13 protein-coding genes and 2 pseudogenes are annotated in these 17,238 nt (G+C 39.5%); all 15 read left to right on the top strand.

Going from position 1 to position 17,238, the window contains the following annotated elements:
- The first annotated feature begins 9 nt into the window (after positions 1-9).
- The 15 genes and pseudogenes from RGF10_RS16575 to RGF10_RS16505 all read left to right on the top strand — a co-directional run bounded on the left by RGF10_RS16575 (position 10) and on the right by RGF10_RS16505 (position 17,234).
- Entirely contained in the window at positions 10-1,518 is a 1,509-nt protein-coding gene (locus RGF10_RS16575; protein ID WP_318503851.1) for an AMP-binding protein, read from the top strand.
- Positions 1,519-1,807: 289 nt separating this feature from the next.
- The gene (locus RGF10_RS16570; protein WP_318503849.1) at positions 1,808-2,779 is read left to right on the top strand and encodes a sulfonate ABC transporter substrate-binding protein; all 972 of its coding nucleotides are present in this window, start codon (positions 1,808-1,810) and stop codon (positions 2,777-2,779) included.
- Positions 2,779-3,558, top strand: a complete 780-nt coding sequence (gene ssuC, locus RGF10_RS16565; RefSeq protein WP_412176743.1) for an aliphatic sulfonate ABC transporter permease SsuC — start codon at positions 2,779-2,781, stop codon at positions 3,556-3,558. The genes RGF10_RS16570 and ssuC overlap by 1 nt, the downstream gene beginning before the upstream one ends.
- Before the next feature lie 32 nt (positions 3,559-3,590).
- Entirely contained in the window at positions 3,591-4,355 is a 765-nt protein-coding gene (locus RGF10_RS16560) for an ATP-binding cassette domain-containing protein (protein WP_318503845.1), read from the top strand.
- A 24-nt stretch (positions 4,356-4,379) separates the two neighbouring features.
- The gene (locus RGF10_RS16555) at positions 4,380-6,239 is read left to right on the top strand and encodes a peptidoglycan D,D-transpeptidase FtsI family protein (protein ID WP_318509531.1); all 1,860 of its coding nucleotides are present in this window, start codon (positions 4,380-4,382) and stop codon (positions 6,237-6,239) included.
- The gene (locus RGF10_RS16550; RefSeq protein ID WP_318503843.1) at positions 6,172-6,405 is read left to right on the top strand and encodes a penicillin-binding transpeptidase domain-containing protein; all 234 of its coding nucleotides are present in this window, start codon (positions 6,172-6,174) and stop codon (positions 6,403-6,405) included. The genes RGF10_RS16555 and RGF10_RS16550 overlap by 68 nt, the downstream gene beginning before the upstream one ends.
- Before the next feature lie 296 nt (positions 6,406-6,701).
- Positions 6,702-8,237, top strand: coding sequence for a sensor histidine kinase (locus RGF10_RS16545; protein WP_318503841.1), 1,536 nt, complete (start codon positions 6,702-6,704; stop codon positions 8,235-8,237).
- A complete protein-coding gene (locus tag RGF10_RS16540; protein WP_318503840.1) occupies positions 8,182-8,886 on the top strand; it encodes a response regulator in 705 nt (234 codons plus the stop codon). Before RGF10_RS16545 ends, RGF10_RS16540 begins: the two co-directional genes overlap by 56 nt.
- Positions 8,887-9,061: 175 nt before the next feature.
- Positions 9,062-10,354 (top strand): CitMHS family transporter, encoded by a 1,293-nt coding sequence (locus RGF10_RS16535; protein WP_318509529.1) that lies wholly within the window; start codon positions 9,062-9,064, stop codon positions 10,352-10,354.
- 108 nt (positions 10,355-10,462) lie between these two features.
- On the top strand, positions 10,463-11,386 hold the full coding sequence (locus RGF10_RS16530; RefSeq protein WP_318503838.1) for an AEC family transporter: 924 nt from the start codon (positions 10,463-10,465) through the stop codon (positions 11,384-11,386).
- A 157-nt stretch (positions 11,387-11,543) separates the two neighbouring features.
- Positions 11,544-12,502, top strand: a pseudogene (locus RGF10_RS16525) (aldolase catalytic domain-containing protein).
- A 292-nt stretch (positions 12,503-12,794) separates the two neighbouring features.
- A complete protein-coding gene (locus RGF10_RS16520) occupies positions 12,795-13,502 on the top strand; it encodes a M48 family metallopeptidase (RefSeq protein ID WP_318503836.1) in 708 nt (235 codons plus the stop codon).
- 348 nt (positions 13,503-13,850) lie between these two features.
- Positions 13,851-14,843, top strand: coding sequence for a thiamine pyrophosphate-dependent dehydrogenase E1 component subunit alpha (locus RGF10_RS16515; protein ID WP_318509527.1), 993 nt, complete (start codon positions 13,851-13,853; stop codon positions 14,841-14,843).
- Positions 14,844-14,931: 88 nt separating this feature from the next.
- Positions 14,932-15,960, top strand: a complete 1,029-nt coding sequence (locus RGF10_RS16510) for an alpha-ketoacid dehydrogenase subunit beta (RefSeq protein ID WP_318503834.1) — start codon at positions 14,932-14,934, stop codon at positions 15,958-15,960.
- 27 nt (positions 15,961-15,987) lie between these two features.
- Positions 15,988-17,234, top strand: a pseudogene (locus RGF10_RS16505) (dihydrolipoamide acetyltransferase family protein).
- Positions 17,235-17,238: the final 4 nt, after the last annotated feature.

The following is a 17,238-nucleotide window of genomic DNA, read 5'->3' as shown; positions in this document are numbered from 1 at the left end:
GATGATCAAATGTCTAGATTAACAGATAGACTGAAATATTCTTTAGCTTTGCCCAAACCGATTATCCATGATGATGAACGTTGGTATTTTTCCCATGACTTACTTAGTGATATTTCTAAAATACAGGATTGCTTAGCGGCAGCGGATGTACGAATAAGGGACCGAATTCTATTAAGCTACCCTAATTCGTACAAATTTGTATGTCTATATTTAGCCATTATCGATTATGGAGCCGTAGTGGTTCCTATTAATCCTAGTATGCCTGAATATGAATTTATTTCATTTATTCAGCGCTGCCGTCCAGTGTGTGGCTTTATGGGAAAACAGCATGCTGAGCTATTGTTAAATAATAGCTTCTCAAATGTGCCATTACAATCTATTTTTGTTGTTGATAATGGATCGATTTTACAAAATCGCTATGATTATTTAGGTTCAAAATGGGGACGAGTTGAAAGGAAAGAAAAAAATGTAAATTCTGAATCCTATAAAACTACGAATGATTCACTTGCTGTGCAGCTTTATACTTCAGGCACTACTGGGAAGCCAAAGGCAGTTGGCTTAACGCATGGACAAATTCTTGCAAATATAGAAAACATTATCCATTCGCATGAGCTTAGTTCTAGTGACGTCACGTATTGTTTTTTGCCGTTATTTCACATTAACGCGCAAGTAGTTGCCGTTCTTTCTACCTTTTTATCAGAAGGTAAGATCGTGATCGCCCCTAAGTTCAGTGCTTCAAAGTTTTGGAATGTAGTGAAAGAACATAAAGTAACCTGGGTATCTGCTGTTCCAGCAGTTATATCGATTCTATTAAATGGAGAGCGCCCAAAGGAAATTTCACCCAATTTTCGATTCATCCGTTCAGCCTCTTCGCAGCTGCCGATGGTCAATGCCCGTCGCTTTGAGCGACGGTTCGGTGTTCCAGTTATCCAATCATATGGGATGACAGAGGCAGCCAGTCAAATCTGTGTCAATCCACTCCCTCCAATGAAACGAGTATTAGGCTCGGTCGGTTTGCCTGTTGGGGTGAAATTAAAAATTGCCGATCAAGCTGGACAACCATGTCTACCGAATAAAATTGGCGAAATTGCCATTCAAGGAAATCATGTGGTCTCTTATTATATTGAAGCAGACAATCAGAATGATTTTAAAGAGGGCTGGTTCCATACAGGAGACCTTGGTTACGTTGATAAAGAGGGATACGTATTTATCGTTGGCCGAATCAAGGAAATGATCAACCGAGGCGGTGAAAAAATCAGTCCGTATGAAGTGGAGGATGTGATTCGTCAGCTTCCAACCATAAAGGATGCCGCTGTAATTGGCATGCCACATCCGCTATATGGAGAGATGGTCGTTTCTTATGTTGTTTGTCATAACAGTCATGAAAATCGTGAGGAAACCACAAAGCTAGTACTCAATCATTGTCAAAAGTCATTATCCAGCTATAAGTGTCCAGCTGAAGTATTGGTCGTGGATGAAATTCCAGTAGGACCGACCTGGAAAAATCCAGAGGACTAGATTAAAAGAGTTAGGTCTCGAAATCAATCAAACTTATAAAGCAATGAAGATAAGATGAAAATAGGACCGGGTTTCGGTTCTGTAGACTATCCCAGCTCTACGTGAACGTAATGCGAGGTTTACCGAGGAATAGTGCACGTATTGCAATTCTACGTAAACATAATGCGGGATTTACCAAGGAAAAGTGCATGTATCCCAGCTCTACGTTAGCTATAAGTCGGAAATACCCCAGATTATTACGCCAAGCCTAGGTCAAATTAACAAAATCGAAATGAGGGTTGTGAAAATCGTGAAGAAGAAAAGTAAAGTGAATTTTATCTTAGTCTGTCTATTGTTGATTTCGATCGTGACCACAGGCTGCAGTAATAGTAATAGTGAAGCTGCTCAGGAAGAAACGAATGAAAAGGTTGTTCGTATAGGCTATCAAAAAAATGGTCCCCTTTTCATCGTAAAATCATTAGGATCTTTAGATGAGCGATTAGAAGAATTAGGGTACAAGGTTGAATGGAAGGAATTTCAGGACGGTCCATCTCTTCTTGAAGCATTAAATTCCGGAAGCATTGATTTTGGAAGGACGGGAAATACACCTCCAATCTTCTCACAAGCTTCGGGCTCTTCTCTGAAATATGTGGCAGCTGGTGCGTCAAAGTATGAAGGAAGCGGAATATTAGTGCAAAATGATTCATCTATTAGCTCACTCGACGATTTAAAAGGAAAAAAAGTCGCTTTTTCTAAAGGATCAAGTTCCCATTATTTACTCGTAAAGGCATTAGAGAAAGCGGGCCTTTCACTCGATGATATTGAACCTGCTTACCTCCAGCCTGGTAATGCGCGGATTGCTTTTGAACAGGGCCAAGTGGATGCTTGGGTCGTTTGGGATCCTTATACTTCCTCAACCGAAGTGAACACAAATGCACGAATGCTTGTTAACGGAGAAGGACTTACAACGGATCGAGATTTCTTCGTTGCGACAGAGGAATTTGCAGAAAAGGACCAAGAGCTAATTAATGAAATGCTTGCGGTTGTGACAGAGTCTATGGATTGGGCAAACAATCATCATCAAGAATTAATCGAGCTGCTTGCAAGTGCCCTAAAAATGGATACTGAATCGATTACGAAAGCAGTTGAAAGACGTGAATATGGTGTGGATGAACTAACGAATGAAATTCTTGATGAGCAACAGGAAATCGCTGATTTATTTTACGAGTTAGAGATTATTCCTAAAGAGATTTCGATAACTGATGCGGTTATCGAAAAATGATGGAGGTGAAATCCGTGGCAAACAAAAACTGGGGAGGAAAATTGCTTCCCTGGGCGATTCCCACCCTTGTTTTATTATTGTGGCAGGGATTAAGCGCTGGGGGAGTGATTCCTTCAAGAATATTGCCTTCACCATTTGATGTCGTGAAAGCGGGTGTGGAGCTTTCGGCTTCTGGTGAACTTGTTGATCACATTTCCATTAGTTTATGGAGAGCGTTAGTTGGATTTTTAATTGGAGGTTCAATTGGCTTTGCACTTGGATTATTTAATGGTTTATTTAAATCTTTAGATTTACTGTTAGATACTTCGATTCAAATGTTGAGGAATATTCCGCACTTAGCCTTAATTCCACTTGTCATTTTATGGTTTGGAATTGACGAAACATCAAAAATATTCCTCGTTGCTCTAGGTGTTTTGTTTCCAGTTTATATTAACACCTATCACGGAATTAAATCAGTCGATCGTGGCTTAATCGAAATGGGTCGGGCTTATGGTTTAAAAGGCTTTTCGCTATTTGTTCATGTGATTTTCCCGGGTGCCTTATCGTCCATTCTTGTCGGCATTCGCTATTCACTTGGAATCATGTGGACGACATTGATTGTAGCGGAAACGATCGCGGCAAACTCTGGAATTGGCTATATGGCGATGAATGCCCGTGAATTTATGCAAATGGACATTATCGTGTTAAGTATTTTAATTTATGCCTTACTAGGTAAGCTCTCTGATTGGATTGCTAAATTATTTGAAAACAAGTGGTTAATATGGAGGCAGTTGTCCTAACATTTCTGAAAGAAAATCTTGTGGAGGAGGGAATGTTCAAAGTGGAAAATAATGAAATTTTAGTTTTAAAGGATGTTCAAAAAGCCTATAACAAGCTTAATGTTATAAAAGGAATCAATCTTTCTTTTAAACAAGGGGAATTTATTTCAATTGTTGGAAAAAGTGGCTGTGGAAAAAGCACGCTGCTGCGGATTATTGCCGGATTGGAATCAGCGAGTGGCGGAACCGTCCTAATGAACGGGGAAAAATTACATGCGTTAAACCATCATGCACGAATGATGTTTCAAGATGGGAGACTGCTACCATGGAAAAAGGTCATTGAAAACATTGGTGTTGGCCTTTACGGTCATTGGAGAAATAAAGCGCTTGAAACATTGCGAAGTGTAGGACTTGAGGAACGCGCCTTGAATTATCCATCCTCGCTTTCAGGAGGTCAAAGACAACGAGTAGCATTAGCACGTGCGTTAGTCCACGAGCCTAAGCTTTTACTTTTAGATGAACCACTGGGGGCATTGGATGCATTGACGAGAATGGAAATGCAGAGGTTGATCGAGTCCATTTGGCAAAAAAAACAACTCACCACGATATTAGTTACCCATGATGTGGAAGAGGCGGTGCTTTTGTCAGACCGTGTCATTGTATTAAAGGATGGAAAAGTTGCGATGAATTTGCCGATTTCATTAGCAAGACCGAGACATCGTTCCCACCCTTCTTTTAACAAATATTTGGATGAAATCTTAGCCCAAATTATGAATACAGACAATCGTGAGAAAAAAGAAAAATTCAAGATTATTTAAGTTAGAGTCTGGTTTTTATTGGAAATGTTTAATGTTCGTGGTTTAGAAATAACCACGATACGAAAGGGCGAAAAAGGAGTAGATGACTGGAATGAGAGAGAAAGGAGAAACAAATCTCTGTTTCTTCGGATGAACCTTCTTTTTACCATTGTATTTTTGCTGTTTGCTGCTTTGATTCTACGGCTAGGCAAAATACAGATCGTCCAAGGGGAAGAATACAAAGCAAAAAGTGAAATTACCACTAAAACCGTCTATTCCTGGAGTACTCCGCGCGGGAAGATTTTTGACCGAAATGGGAATGTCCTGGTTGATAACCAGCCAATTTATTCATTAACTTATACCAATTTATCAAACAATGACACTCAGGAAGACAAGCTCAAGCTAGCCAAAAAGCTGGCCAGTTTGATTAAGGTGGAAACCGATAAAGTGACAAAGCGAGATAAAAAAGATTACTTTATCTTAACAAGAAAAACGAAAGCATTCGCAAAATTAACCAAAAATGAAAAAGAAAAACTCGATGATAAGGAAGAATACGAGCTTCTGCTTGAGCGGATTGACGAAAAGGATTTAGCAGCAATCACTCAGGATGAAATGCAGGTACTGGCGATTAAACGAGAAATGGATGTGGATTCTTCTTCTGCTAACAGAATTAAAACAGGACTAACGGTTGAGGAAATGGCCGTCGTGAATGAACAATTAGATGGATTACCAGGCATAGAAGTGAAGCTCGACTCAGAGCGAAAATATGTTTATGGAGATACTTTAATTCAGTTATTTGGAAAAGTAGGACAAATTCCTCAAGAGGACTCAGAAACCTATAAAAAATCTGGCTATGCAATGAGTGATCTAGTGGGAACGAGCTTTCTTGAGCAGCAATATGAGGACACTCTGCGTGGAAAAAAAGAAAAACAAACCTATGTGGAAGATCGAACAGGGAACATTACTGACGTAAAGGTGAGCTCTGGAGAAGCTGGAAAGGATTTAGCTTTAACCATAGATTTGCCATTGCAGCAAGAGTTGGAAAAAATCCTCACCGAAGAGCTGAGCAAGGATAAAGGCGCAACGAGTGCCTACGTGGTTGTTACCAACCCCAAAACAGGTGAAATACTCGCCATTACAGGTAAAAAAGAAGACGGATCAAACATTGATGACGATCTATATGGTGTGCTCTATAACGCTTATGCAATGGGATCCGCTGTTAAAGGAGCTACCGTTTTAACAGGCTACGAAACAGGTGTTATCAAACCTGGAGATACCTTTGTTGATAGCCCGATTAAGCTTGCTGGGACTCCTATTAAAAAGTCGTATACCAATATGGGGCGAATCAATGATCTAACAGCGCTCGAACGGTCATCGAATGTTTATATGTTCAATATCGCTATGAAAATAGGAAAATATAATTATGAGACTAAATCAGGATTTAACGATCCAGAGCAGGCATATGAAACGATGAGAAAGTATTTTGGCCAATTTGGCTTGGGTGTGAAAACCGAAATCGATTTACCGAAGGAAGCCACGGGCTATAATGGTGGAGTGCAAAAATTAGGGAATTTAATGGATTTTGCAATTGGTCAATTTGATACGTACACCCCACTGCAGCTTGTTCAATATGTATCAACGATTGCGAATGACGGCAGTCGTGTTCAGCCTCATATAATGAAGGAGATTCGTGAACCTGTGACTGAAAGCACCAAGCAAGGTGAAGTCATTCAACAATATCAGCCTAAAATATTGAATAAAGTTGATATGGATCTCCCCTTTATAGAGCGGGTTCAAGAGGGCTTTCGACTAGTGATGAATGGGAGTAAGGGTACAGGTGCTTCATACTTTAGAGGTGCAACCTATCAACCTGCCTGGAAAAACAGGCACGGCACAGGTATATGATGGTAAGGGTGGCTATAACTACAACTTAACGTTAGTAGGGTATGCTCCGTATGACAATCCGGAAGTTGCCTTTTCAGTCGTAATTCCGAATGTGGAGAATGACGGAAGTGGTATAAATAAAACAATCGGGAAAAGATTACTTGATTACTATTTTCAACAAAAATAAAAATTGGAACAGGGCTCCTTCGCAAATGTAGGAGTCTATTTTTATGCTACTTTTTACAAAGAATGCATAGGAATCGATTTTAATATTTATATATTCTAGTATAATTATAGTAAAAAGATTAAAAACAGACTTTTTAAAAAATATTTAAAGCTCTAATGATTTCAAGTTGATATATGTTGTATTAGGAGGTGCTCTGACTGAAATCAATCAAAATTTCCTTACAAACAAAGATTTTTGGACTTGTTCTTACACTGAGTCTATTTCTAATTGTATTAATGACGACTTTTTATAGCTTTATGGAAAGCCAACAAATCGAGGAAAACAAAGGAAAGCTGGCCTTAGAAATTTCTAGAACAGTCTCCTATATTCCAACCATAATCGACGCCTTTCAAACGAGCGATCCTTCAAGAACGATCCAGCCAATCGCTGAAAAAATCCGCAAGGAAACGGGTGCCGAATTTGTAGTGATTGGAAATAAAGATGAGATAAGATTTGCACATCCATTGAAGGAAAAAATAGGGCAAAAAATGACAGGTGGAGATAATGAACGAGCTTTACTAGGAGGAGAGTATTATATTTCAAAAGCAGAAGGTACTCTTGGTCCGTCTATTAGAGGTAAATCTCCAATTTTTAATGATCAAGGTGAGATTATCGGAGTTGTTTCTGTAGGATTTCTTTTAGAAGATGTGCGTCACCAAATCATAGACAACCTTAGCCGAGTTCTGGTTGTTTCTTTCTTTGCTCTATTCATTTCTCTTATTAGTAGTATTTTATTAGGTCGAAATATTCGAAAGGATACAATGGGTCTCGAGCCCTACGAGATTGCCTCACTTTATAAAGAAAAAAATGCTGTGCTGCATTCAGTCAAAGAGGGGATTCTTGCGATTAATAATGAAGGCTATATTACGATGATGAATCAGCAGGCGAAGAGACTCCTTCATCTACAAGGATCAGTAAGGAATAGGAAAGTGGATGGACTCTTCCCTTCAACTTATTTGTACGAGATTCTCAAAACGGGAAACGCCCAAAGTGATAAAGAAATGGTCTGGAAAGATAAAAAGGTAATTGTAAATAGTATCCCAATCTCGGATGAGACAGGAATAAAGGGAGTGGTTGCCTCCTTTAGAGATAAAACTGAAATTGAAAAAATGCTTGAGACAATATCAGAAGTAAAAAGATACTCGGAGGACCTCCGTGCCCAAACCCATGAATTTACGAATAAATTATACGTACTATTAGGCTTGCTCCAGCTTGGCGAATATGACCAGGCAATCGCTATGATTCAAAACGAAACAGAAATATTGCATCTTCAAAACTCTGTTGTTTTTAACCAAATAAAAGATACGAAAGTGCAGGCTATTCTATTAGGTAAAATTGGAAAAGCATCAGAAAAGAAGCTCAGGTTTGAGATTAACCAAGACAGTTATTTGGATATATTACCACCTCATATTAAACTCGCTAACTTAATCGTCATTCTTGGAAATTTAATCGATAATGCTTTCGAAGCGGTAACAGAATGTGAAAATCCATTAGTTAAGTTTTTTACAACAGATATAGGGACAGATATTATATTTGAGATTTCCGATAATGGGCCTGGAATAGATGAAACGATAATCCCTTTTCTCTTTGAAATGGGATATAGCACTAAAAATGGATCGGAAGCTCGGGGCTTCGGTCTCTCTAATGCAGAAAAGGCAGTGCTGGAGCTAGGTGGAATGATAGAGGTACATAGCAGCATTGAAGATGCTACGGTTTTTACAGTGTATTTACCAAAAAATGTACAAGGAGTTGAGAAGATTGGATTCTATAAAAGTGGTGATTGCCGAGGATGATTTTCGAATTGCTAATATTCACGAAAAATATTTACAGCAGTTTCTTGAAATAAAGGTAGTTGGAAAAGCACTAAATGGAGAGCAAACGCTAGAATTGTTAGAGCAGGAGACTCCTGACCTCCTGCTCCTAGATGTGTATATGCCGGATAGGCTTGGTTCAGAGTTACTGCCCGAAATCCGTGAGAGGTTCCCAAAAACCAACATTATGCTAATTACAGCAGCTACAGACAAATCAATCCTCGAAAAAGCTTTAGCCTATGGGGTTGAGAATTACTTAATCAAACCAGTGAGTAGGGAAAGGTTTGAGGTGGTCATCCAGGAGTTTATTAAAAAACATCTCCTTCTTTCTTCCTCCCAAGAAGTCGATCAGAAATATGTGGACTTACTTTTTGGTAATAAAATGAGTAGAGTACCGTCAGAGCGAAAAGGTTTACCCAAAGGGATTGATGTCATTACTTTAGGAAAAGTAAAGGCAGTTTTCCAGGAAAGAAATGTAGGTCTTTCTGCTGAAGATGTTGGAATGTCAATTGGTGCGTCGCGGATAACTGCACGTAGGTATTTAGAGTATCTCTCCTCCAAGCAGGAAGTAAGAACAGAAGTCGTTTATGGAATTGTCGGAAGACCCGAAAGAAAATATTATTTAATTTAGTAGGGGGGAGCCACTTACTTTCTGTAGCAAAATTTTAATAAATTAGAAAAATCATCCTCCTATGAACAATATGAACAAAACCTATTTAATGAACGTTAATAACTTAATTTTGGTAACGTTTTCACTTCTGAATATTTAGACTATATTTAATTTACAAACAAAAGGGGTGAAGATGATGCTTGCACTATTAGGGTTTTTAATGATCATCACGTTTATGATTTTAATAATGACGAAAAGGCTTCCTGCAATGATTGCGCTGATGGTGGTCCCTGTTATTTTTGCATTCATTGGTGGATTTGGAAAAGAAATGGGCTCGATGGCGCTTGAAGGTATTAAAAGTGTAGCTCCAACGGGAATCATGATCCTATTTGCGATTCTATTTTTTGGAATCATGATTGATGCTGGAGTATTTGATCCGATCATTTCTACCATTTTAAAAATTGTAAAGGGCGATCCGGTGAAGATTGCCATAGGAACCGCAGTCCTTGCGCTGATCATATCACTTGATGGGGATGGAACAACTACCTATATGATCACCATTTCTGCTATGCTTCCATTGTATAAAAGGATTGGAATGAAACCATTAATACTGGCAGGGATTGCTGTTTCATCTTCAGGTGTAATGAACCTTCTCCCCTGGGGAGGTCCAACTGCTAGAGCGATGACCGCTTTAAATCTAGAAATGTCTGATATTTTTACTCCTGTTATTCCATCCATGGCTGGCGGTATCCTTTTCGTATTGGTTATGGCCTTTTTCCTCGGAAAGAAAGAACGCAAAAGAATTGGTGTCCTGCAGATTGATTTCAGTACGAATGCTCAATTAGCAGCTACAGCTGAGGCTACCTCCCTTAAACGTCCAAAGTTAATTATCGTAAACTATTTAATTACGATCCTTCTACTTGTAACCTTGATAAACGAAGTTCTTCCGACGACTGTCTTATTTATGCTTGGGTTTGCTTTAGTCATTTCGATTAATTATCCTAAATTAAGTGATCAAAAAGAACGAATCGCTAATTATGCGGATAATGCTTTATCGGTTGTATCGATGGTGTTTGCTGCAGGAATATTTACTGGGATTTTAACCGGTACAAAAATGGTCGACGCGATGGCAAACACAATGATCTCCTATATCCCAGATGCATTTGGATCGCATTTTGCTTTAATTACAGCGATAATTAGTGCGCCTTTAACATTTTTTATGTCAAATGATGCCTTTTATTATGGAGTGTTGCCGTTACTTTCGAAGGCAGCAAGTGTGTATGGAATTGATCCTGCGGCGATTGGACGTGCATCATTAATGGGACAACCTGTTCATTTATTAAGCCCCCTTGTACCTTCGACATACCTCTTAGTTGGTATGGTAGGGGAAGATTTTGGCGACCTACAACGAACATTCCTTAAATGGGCCTGTGGATCCACTTTAGTGATGATGGTCGTAGCTATTGCCTTATTCATTTTTCCATTTTAAAAATGAATTGAGATGATTTTTTTATAGGTTAATTCCAAAGTAGAAAGATGTGGGTTGCTTTCTTTCACTGCATCTTTTTACTTTTTCTTTAGAGAGAAGGGTTCAGGTATGAATATATTGTTTCATATTATATTAGACATTATTTTTCCATTATTCGTGTTGATAGGTGCAGGCGCAATCCTACAACGTGTCATTAAGCTTGATTTATCTACACTGTCAACTTTGACGGTGTATTTCTTATTACCGGCTGTTTGCTTTGTTAATATTTATGAAGGAAAAATGTCAGGTGCGCTCATTAGTCGGACACTCATCTTTTTATTTACATTCAATATTCTGCTCATTTTCGTTAGCATGGTGATTGCTAAAGTAAATAAATTTGACCGCAAACTGACCGCTACCTTTAAAAATAGTATGGTATTGAGCAACTCCGGTAATTACGGTCTCCCTGTAAGTGAGCTCGTATTTGCTGGGCATCCTGCGGGCATGTCGATCCAAATTATCGTCTCTATTTTTCAAAATATCCTAACCTACACTTGGGGTTTTTTCAACTGCGTTTCGGCGCATAGCAGTGGTTTGGAAATTTTAAGAAAAATCATTCGTTTGCCGGTTATTTATGCGTTGTTATTGGCGATCTTGTTGAAATGTATACACGTGGAGATTCCTGAATTTTTGTGGAAGCCGATAGAGAATTCTTCAAATGCCTTTATGGCCGTTGCCCTTGTTACACTTGGAGCCCAAGTTTCCTATTTAAAAATAACCAAAATTTCTAGACCAATCGTATGGATCATCATCGGTAGGCTAATTATTTCTCCAATTATTGGGTTACTCGTTGTATTGATGCTTGGTTTAACCGGAATTACGGCTCAAGCTCTCTTTATTGCAAGCTCATTTCCGACGTCAAGAAATAGTTCTCTGTTAGCGCTTGAGTATGACAATTACCCAGAGTATGCTTCACAAGCCGTGCTATTAACGACTGTTATAAGCAGTTTTACAGTTGCCATCGTCGTTTATCTATCGTCATTACTCTTTTAAACTTATTTATTTTTTATTGTATTTAAGATATCTTTTTATCGAAATAATTTGACATTTTCTAATGTTCAGTGGTATAAACACAATAAGCTATATTAATACATAAAAAGCCTAAAAGTTACAAAATAATAAATATGGTAAATAAGGGGGAATGACAATCATGGAACATCGCAGCAAAATATTGGACTGTACGATTCGTGATGGTGGATTGGTAAATAATTGGGACTTCAGTATTGAATTCGTTCAAGACTTGTATAATGGTTTAAATGCAGCGGGTGTTGAATATATGGAGATTGGCTACAAAAACTCTGCCAAGCTTCTTAATGCAACAGAACCGAATCCATGGAGATTTCTAGACGATGATTTCTTAAAAGAAGTGATCCCGCAGAAAAAATTCACGAAGCTATCGGCTCTAGTAGACATAGGTCGTGTCGATCCAAATGACATTCTTCCTCGTGAGCAAAGTGTGTTAGATATGATTCGAGTAGCTTGCTATATTCGTGAAGTGGATAAAGGCTTAGAACTTGTTCAAATGTTCCATGATATGGGCTATGAGACTTCACTCAATATTATGGCATTATCAAGTGCGCCTGAACGTCAGTTGATTGAAGCATTTGAAATGGTGAAGGAAAGTCCTGTCGATGTCGTCTATATTGTTGATTCCTTCGGTAGCCTTGATCCTCAAGACATTGAGCACCAAGTGAAAAAATTCGGGCAATGCTTCCAAATAAAAGACTTGGTATCCACACCCATAACAATATGCAGCTAGCTTTTGCTAATACCCTTACCGCACTAAAAAATGGGGTTGAATTTCTTGATTCATCTGTATATGGAATGGGTCGTGCAGCTGGAAACTGTAACACCGAGCTTCTTGTTAGCTACATCCAAAAAACAACCTATGAGCTAAAACCAGTCCTTGGTATCATTGAAAAGCATATGCTTGAAATGCGTCAAAAATGGGAGTGGGGATACATCATTCCTTACATGATTTCTGGTGTATTAAATGAACATCCACGTGTTGCCATGGCATACCGAAATAGCGATGATCGGGACAAATACGTTGATTTCTATGACAAAGTAACTTGCCCAGAAGTAGCATTGGCACCGACAGCGAAGTAAACATGAATTATTTCATAAGGTAGGGTCCTTCATTTTTTTTGAAGGGCTCTATTTTTTTTAGATACGAGGTCTTTATCGGACAAAGCGCGGCTTAGTAACAGGGGAAGTGTCCGATAGAAGGTCCCTATCGGCCAAAACGCAGTTCGGATAAAATCAAAGTGTCCGATAGAAGGTCCCTATCGGACAAAACGCAATTTTGAAAGAAACTAGCTGTCCGAAAAAACAATCTAACAAAGCTTTATTTTTTCTCAAATGATAGAATGGGGTAAAAACTTAAATTCAGGTGATAAATATGATCCATACCTATCTAGATGAAACGCTCAGCTTTGAATTAATATATAAAAATCGTAAAACGGTTGGCATCTATATTGATTTTTATGGCAATGTAGAAGTCCAGGCCCCAAAAGGCACATCAGAAGAAAAAGTACTTAGCGTTATTGAGGAAAAATGGGGTCTAATTAAGCAACGGATAAAAGAAATGAAGGATCGCTTAGCAGGTCCAAAGGAAGTGCTCTATGAACAGGGTGAACGTTTTCTATATTTAGGGAAGGATTACCCTATTCTAATTTCCGAGGATAAAGAACTCAAGAAGGACAAGGTCGTTTTTGAACAGGGAACGTTGTACATCTATGTAAAGCAATTTGATAAAGAACAAATCCAAAAAGCATTAAAACGATTTTATTATCAGCAGTGCAAACGATTAGTGGAAAAGCGGATTCAATACCATCAAAATCAATTTAAAATCAAACCACGCTCAATCAGGATTTCAGATAGCAAGACAACCTGGGGAACCTGCGATGGGTTGCGCCAGTTAACCTTTAATTGGAAACTTGCCATGGCGCCGCTTGAAGTGATTGATTATGTCGTCGTGCATGAAATGTGTCATATGGTCCATCTCAATCACGATCGATCCTTTTGGCGCCTGGTAGGTAAAATCATGCCGGACTATGAGCAGCGTGAAAGCTGGTTGGCATTATCTCAGTGGAGAATGGATGTCTGATGTTAATGTGAAAATCGTTCGTTCTTTATTGTGGAAATGGTCTTATCGGTGAAAAAATGAATATATCGGTGAAAATCGGGATATATCGGTAAAAAAATAAATATATCGGTGAATCCCCGAACCATATCGGTGAAAAATCATAAATATCGGTAATCAATCCCCAAAGCAGCTAATTCATCATAACCTCCAAAAGAAACAAAAGGAGACAAAAGGAGACGACCGTCTCATTTTGTCTCTTTTTTATCCCGTCGTATCGTGAAAAATCCAGCAATTATCACCACATACGATTTGGCACGCCTCTTGCAATATTAAAAGGTGTAAACAAATTTAGGCAGGGAGGCTGAAATGATGAGAACGTTGAATAGCAAAGAAATCGCTTTAACAAAGGAAAAAGCACAATGGATGTATCAAAAGATGCTTGAAATTCGGATTTTTGAGGACAAGGTTCATGAGTTATTTGCCCAAGGAATTTTGCCAGGATTTGTTCACTTGTATGCAGGCGAAGAAGCGGTTGCAGTGGGAGTTTGTGCCCATTTAAATGATAAGGATAGTATTACTAGTACCCATCGTGGGCATGGTCATTGTATTGCCAAAGGCTGTGATTTGAACGGGATGATGGCTGAAATTTATGGTAAGGTGACTGGGCTATGTAAAGGTAAAGGTGGATCAATGCATATCGCGGACTTTGACAAAGGGATGCTTGGGGCAAATGGAATTGTTGGTGGAGGCTTTCCGCTCGCCTGTGGTTCGGCTCTAACAGCCAAGTATAAAAAGACTGATAATGTAAGCGTTTGCTTCTTTGGCGATGGAGCACAAAATCATGGAACCTTCCATGAAGGTATTAATTTAGCAGCGATTTGGAAGCTTCCGGTTGTTTTTGTTGCTGAGAACAATGGCTATGCAGAAGCTACACCGTTCACTTATGCATCGAGCTGTAAATCAATCGTGGACCGTGCTGTTGCTTATAATATCCCAGGCATTAAGGTCGATGGAAAGGATGTACTTGCTGTTTACCAAGCGGCAGAGGAAGCAGTTGCACGCGCACGTCGCGGTGAGGGTCCAACCCTTATTGAATGTGTCACTTATCGAAATTACGGTCACTTTGAAGGAGATGCTCAAAAATACAAAACTGATCAAGAAAAAGCGGAGCATAAAAAAGAAAAAGACGCGATTCTTCTATATAAAAACCATTTGTTAAGTGAGCAGTTATTGGCTGAACCGGAATTATCAATCATTGAAAAATCGGTTGAAGAGGCAGTAAGACAGGCCGTGAAGTTCAGTGAAGAGAGTCCATATCCAAGTGCTTCAGAATTATTAACCGATGTATATGTTTCCTATTAATCTGTAACTCAAAGACGGGAGTACTAGTTAATAAGACAATACCTACGGAAAAAAATCCGATTTTGCCAAATAAAAGGAGGATCTAGACATGACAAGAAAGCTAAGTATGTCAGCTGCAATCAATGAGGCGATGAAACTAGCAATGCGAAAAGATGAAAATGTCATTCTAATGGGTGAGGATGTCGCAGGTGGAGCAGAAGTAGACCATCTCCAGGATGAAGATGCATGGGGTGGAGTACTTGGGGTAACAAAAGGTCTCGTTCAGGAATTTGGACGTGAGCGCATTCTAGATACGCCAATTACCGAGGCAGGATATATGGGCGCAGCAATGGCAGCTGCTTCTACAGGTTTAAGGCCGATTGCCGAGTTAATGTTTAACGACTTCATTGGCAGTTGTTTAGACGAAGTATTAAATCAGGGCGCCAAGTTCCGATATATGTTTGGCGGTAAGGCTCAGGTCCCAGTAACAATTCGAACTATGCACGGTGCTGGTTTCAGAGCGGCAGCCCAGCATTCTCAAAGCTTATATGCATTGTTTACGGCAATTCCAGGGATCAAAGTTGTGGTTCCTTCAACACCATATGAAGCAAAAGGATTATTACTAGCTGCAATAGAAGATAACGATCCAGTTATCTTTTTCGAAGATAAAACGCTCTATAATATGACCGGCGATGTGCCTGAAGGCTATTATACGATTCCAATTGGAAAAGCAGATATAAAGCGGGAGGGTACGGATGTAACGATTGTTGCGATTGGGAAGCAAGTTCATACTGCACTTGAGGCTGCAAAACAGCTTGCTAAAAAAGGGATTGAACTCGAAGTGGTGGACCCTCGCAGCTTGTCACCGTTAGATGAAGAAACGATTCTTACATCAGTTGCAAAAACAAATCGTTTAATTGTGATTGATGAAGCAAATCCAAGATGCAGTATTGCAACGGATATTGCGGCTCTTGTGGCGGACAAAGGATTTGATACGCTTGATGCTCCAATAAAACGGATCACGGCACCACATACACCAGTACCGTTCTCACCACCACTTGAAGATATATATCTTCCAAAAGCAGATACAGTCGTTCGAGTAGTCGCAGAGCTATTAGGCACACCTATAGAAGTATAATACAGAGCCAAGGAAGGAGTGATTGAGATGCCGGTAGAAGTCGTGATGCCGAAACTAGGAATGGCCATGAAAGAAGGCACAGTGTCGGTATGGAATAAGGAAGTCGGGGATCCCGTTGGAAAGGGTGAACCGATTGCAAGTGTTAGCTCTGAAAAAATAGAAATTGATGTGGAATCTCCTGCGGAGGGAACCTTATTGAAAATTTCTGTCCCTGAGGGAGAGGGAGTCCCTCCTGGTACAGTAATTTGCTATATCGGGCAGCAAGGTGAGGTAATTTCTGGGGAACAGGCCGAAGCAAAATCGGAAACTCCACAAGGATTAAAGGATGCTCCAATACCGGAAAAATTGAATCGATTCTGCCGCCATCTCCAAAGGCCGTAAATGATCGAGTAAAAATTTCCCCAGTTGCAAAAAAGATGGCTGAGGCCGCAAACCTTAACCTTGACATTATCCAAGGGACGGGGCCAGGTGGAAGAATTACGAAAGAAGATGTGCAAGAAGCGATAAAAAATTCACGTACACAACAAGCTCAGCCTCCACAGAAACAGGAGGAAATCTCCAACACATCAATAAAGCCAGTTGAAGAGACTCAGCAAATCCCTGTTACTGGCATCCGTAAGGTGATTGCAGAAAGAATGTATGAAAGCCTGCAAAAAACTGCTCAACTGACACTGAACATGAGGGTGGATGTAACAGAATTAATCAAATTACAAAAGCAAACAGCCGAGACGATTCAAAAACGATTCGAAAATAAATTATCACTAACAGACTTTATTGCCCGGGCTGTTGTGCTTTCCCTTAAGCAACATCAGCAAATGAATAGTGCTTACATCGATAGCAAAATTCATTTATTTAAGAATGTACATTTGGGTATTGCTGTTGCCCTTGAGCGGGGCTTGGTCGTCCCAGTCATTCGTAATGCGGATAGCTGTTCTGTTAATGAACTATCCTTGAATATTAAAGATTTGGCTAAAAAGGCAAGACAGAGTGAGTTAACAAATGAAGAAATGCAGGGCTCAACCTTTACCATTAGTAATCTTGGAGGCTACGGGATTGAACACTTCACTCCGGTTTTAAATCCGCCTGAAACAGGGATTCTTGGTGTTGGAGCAACCTATGACACACCTGTGTACATTGGGGAAAATTTAGAAAGAAGAAGCATATTGCCACTAAGTTTAACATTTGACCACCGGGTTCTCGATGGTGCACCAGCTGCAGCATTTTTACAAACCATTAAGCAGTATTTAGAAGAGCCAATTACGATGCTTTTATAGAAGG

The organism is Bacillus sp. T3 (assembly GCF_033449965.1).
Lineage (GTDB): Bacteria > Bacillota > Bacilli > Bacillales > Cytobacillaceae > Bacillus_BU.
Note: the sequence above shows the minus strand (reverse complement) of the source record. Positions and strands in the feature narration are given on the sequence as shown.

Coding starts and splice junctions, on each gene's coding strand:
- RGF10_RS16515 (WP_318509527.1), top strand. CDS start 13,851: ATGAGAACGTTGAATAGCAAAGAAATCGCTTTAACAAAGGAAAAAGCA.
- RGF10_RS16535 (WP_318509529.1), top strand. CDS start 9,062: ATGCTTGCACTATTAGGGTTTTTAATGATCATCACGTTTATGATTTTA.
- RGF10_RS16530 (WP_318503838.1), top strand. CDS start 10,463: ATGAATATATTGTTTCATATTATATTAGACATTATTTTTCCATTATTC.
- RGF10_RS16560 (WP_318503845.1), top strand. CDS start 3,591: ATGTTCAAAGTGGAAAATAATGAAATTTTAGTTTTAAAGGATGTTCAA.
- RGF10_RS16520 (WP_318503836.1), top strand. CDS start 12,795: ATGATCCATACCTATCTAGATGAAACGCTCAGCTTTGAATTAATATAT.
- RGF10_RS16510 (WP_318503834.1), top strand. CDS start 14,932: ATGACAAGAAAGCTAAGTATGTCAGCTGCAATCAATGAGGCGATGAAA.
- RGF10_RS16555 (WP_318509531.1), top strand. CDS start 4,380: ATGTTTAATGTTCGTGGTTTAGAAATAACCACGATACGAAAGGGCGAA.
- ssuC (WP_412176743.1), top strand. CDS start 2,779: ATGGAGGTGAAATCCGTGGCAAACAAAAACTGGGGAGGAAAATTGCTT.
- RGF10_RS16540 (WP_318503840.1), top strand. CDS start 8,182: ATGTACAAGGAGTTGAGAAGATTGGATTCTATAAAAGTGGTGATTGCC.
- RGF10_RS16575 (WP_318503851.1), top strand. CDS start 10: ATGTCTAGATTAACAGATAGACTGAAATATTCTTTAGCTTTGCCCAAA.
- RGF10_RS16545 (WP_318503841.1), top strand. CDS start 6,702: ATGGAAAGCCAACAAATCGAGGAAAACAAAGGAAAGCTGGCCTTAGAA.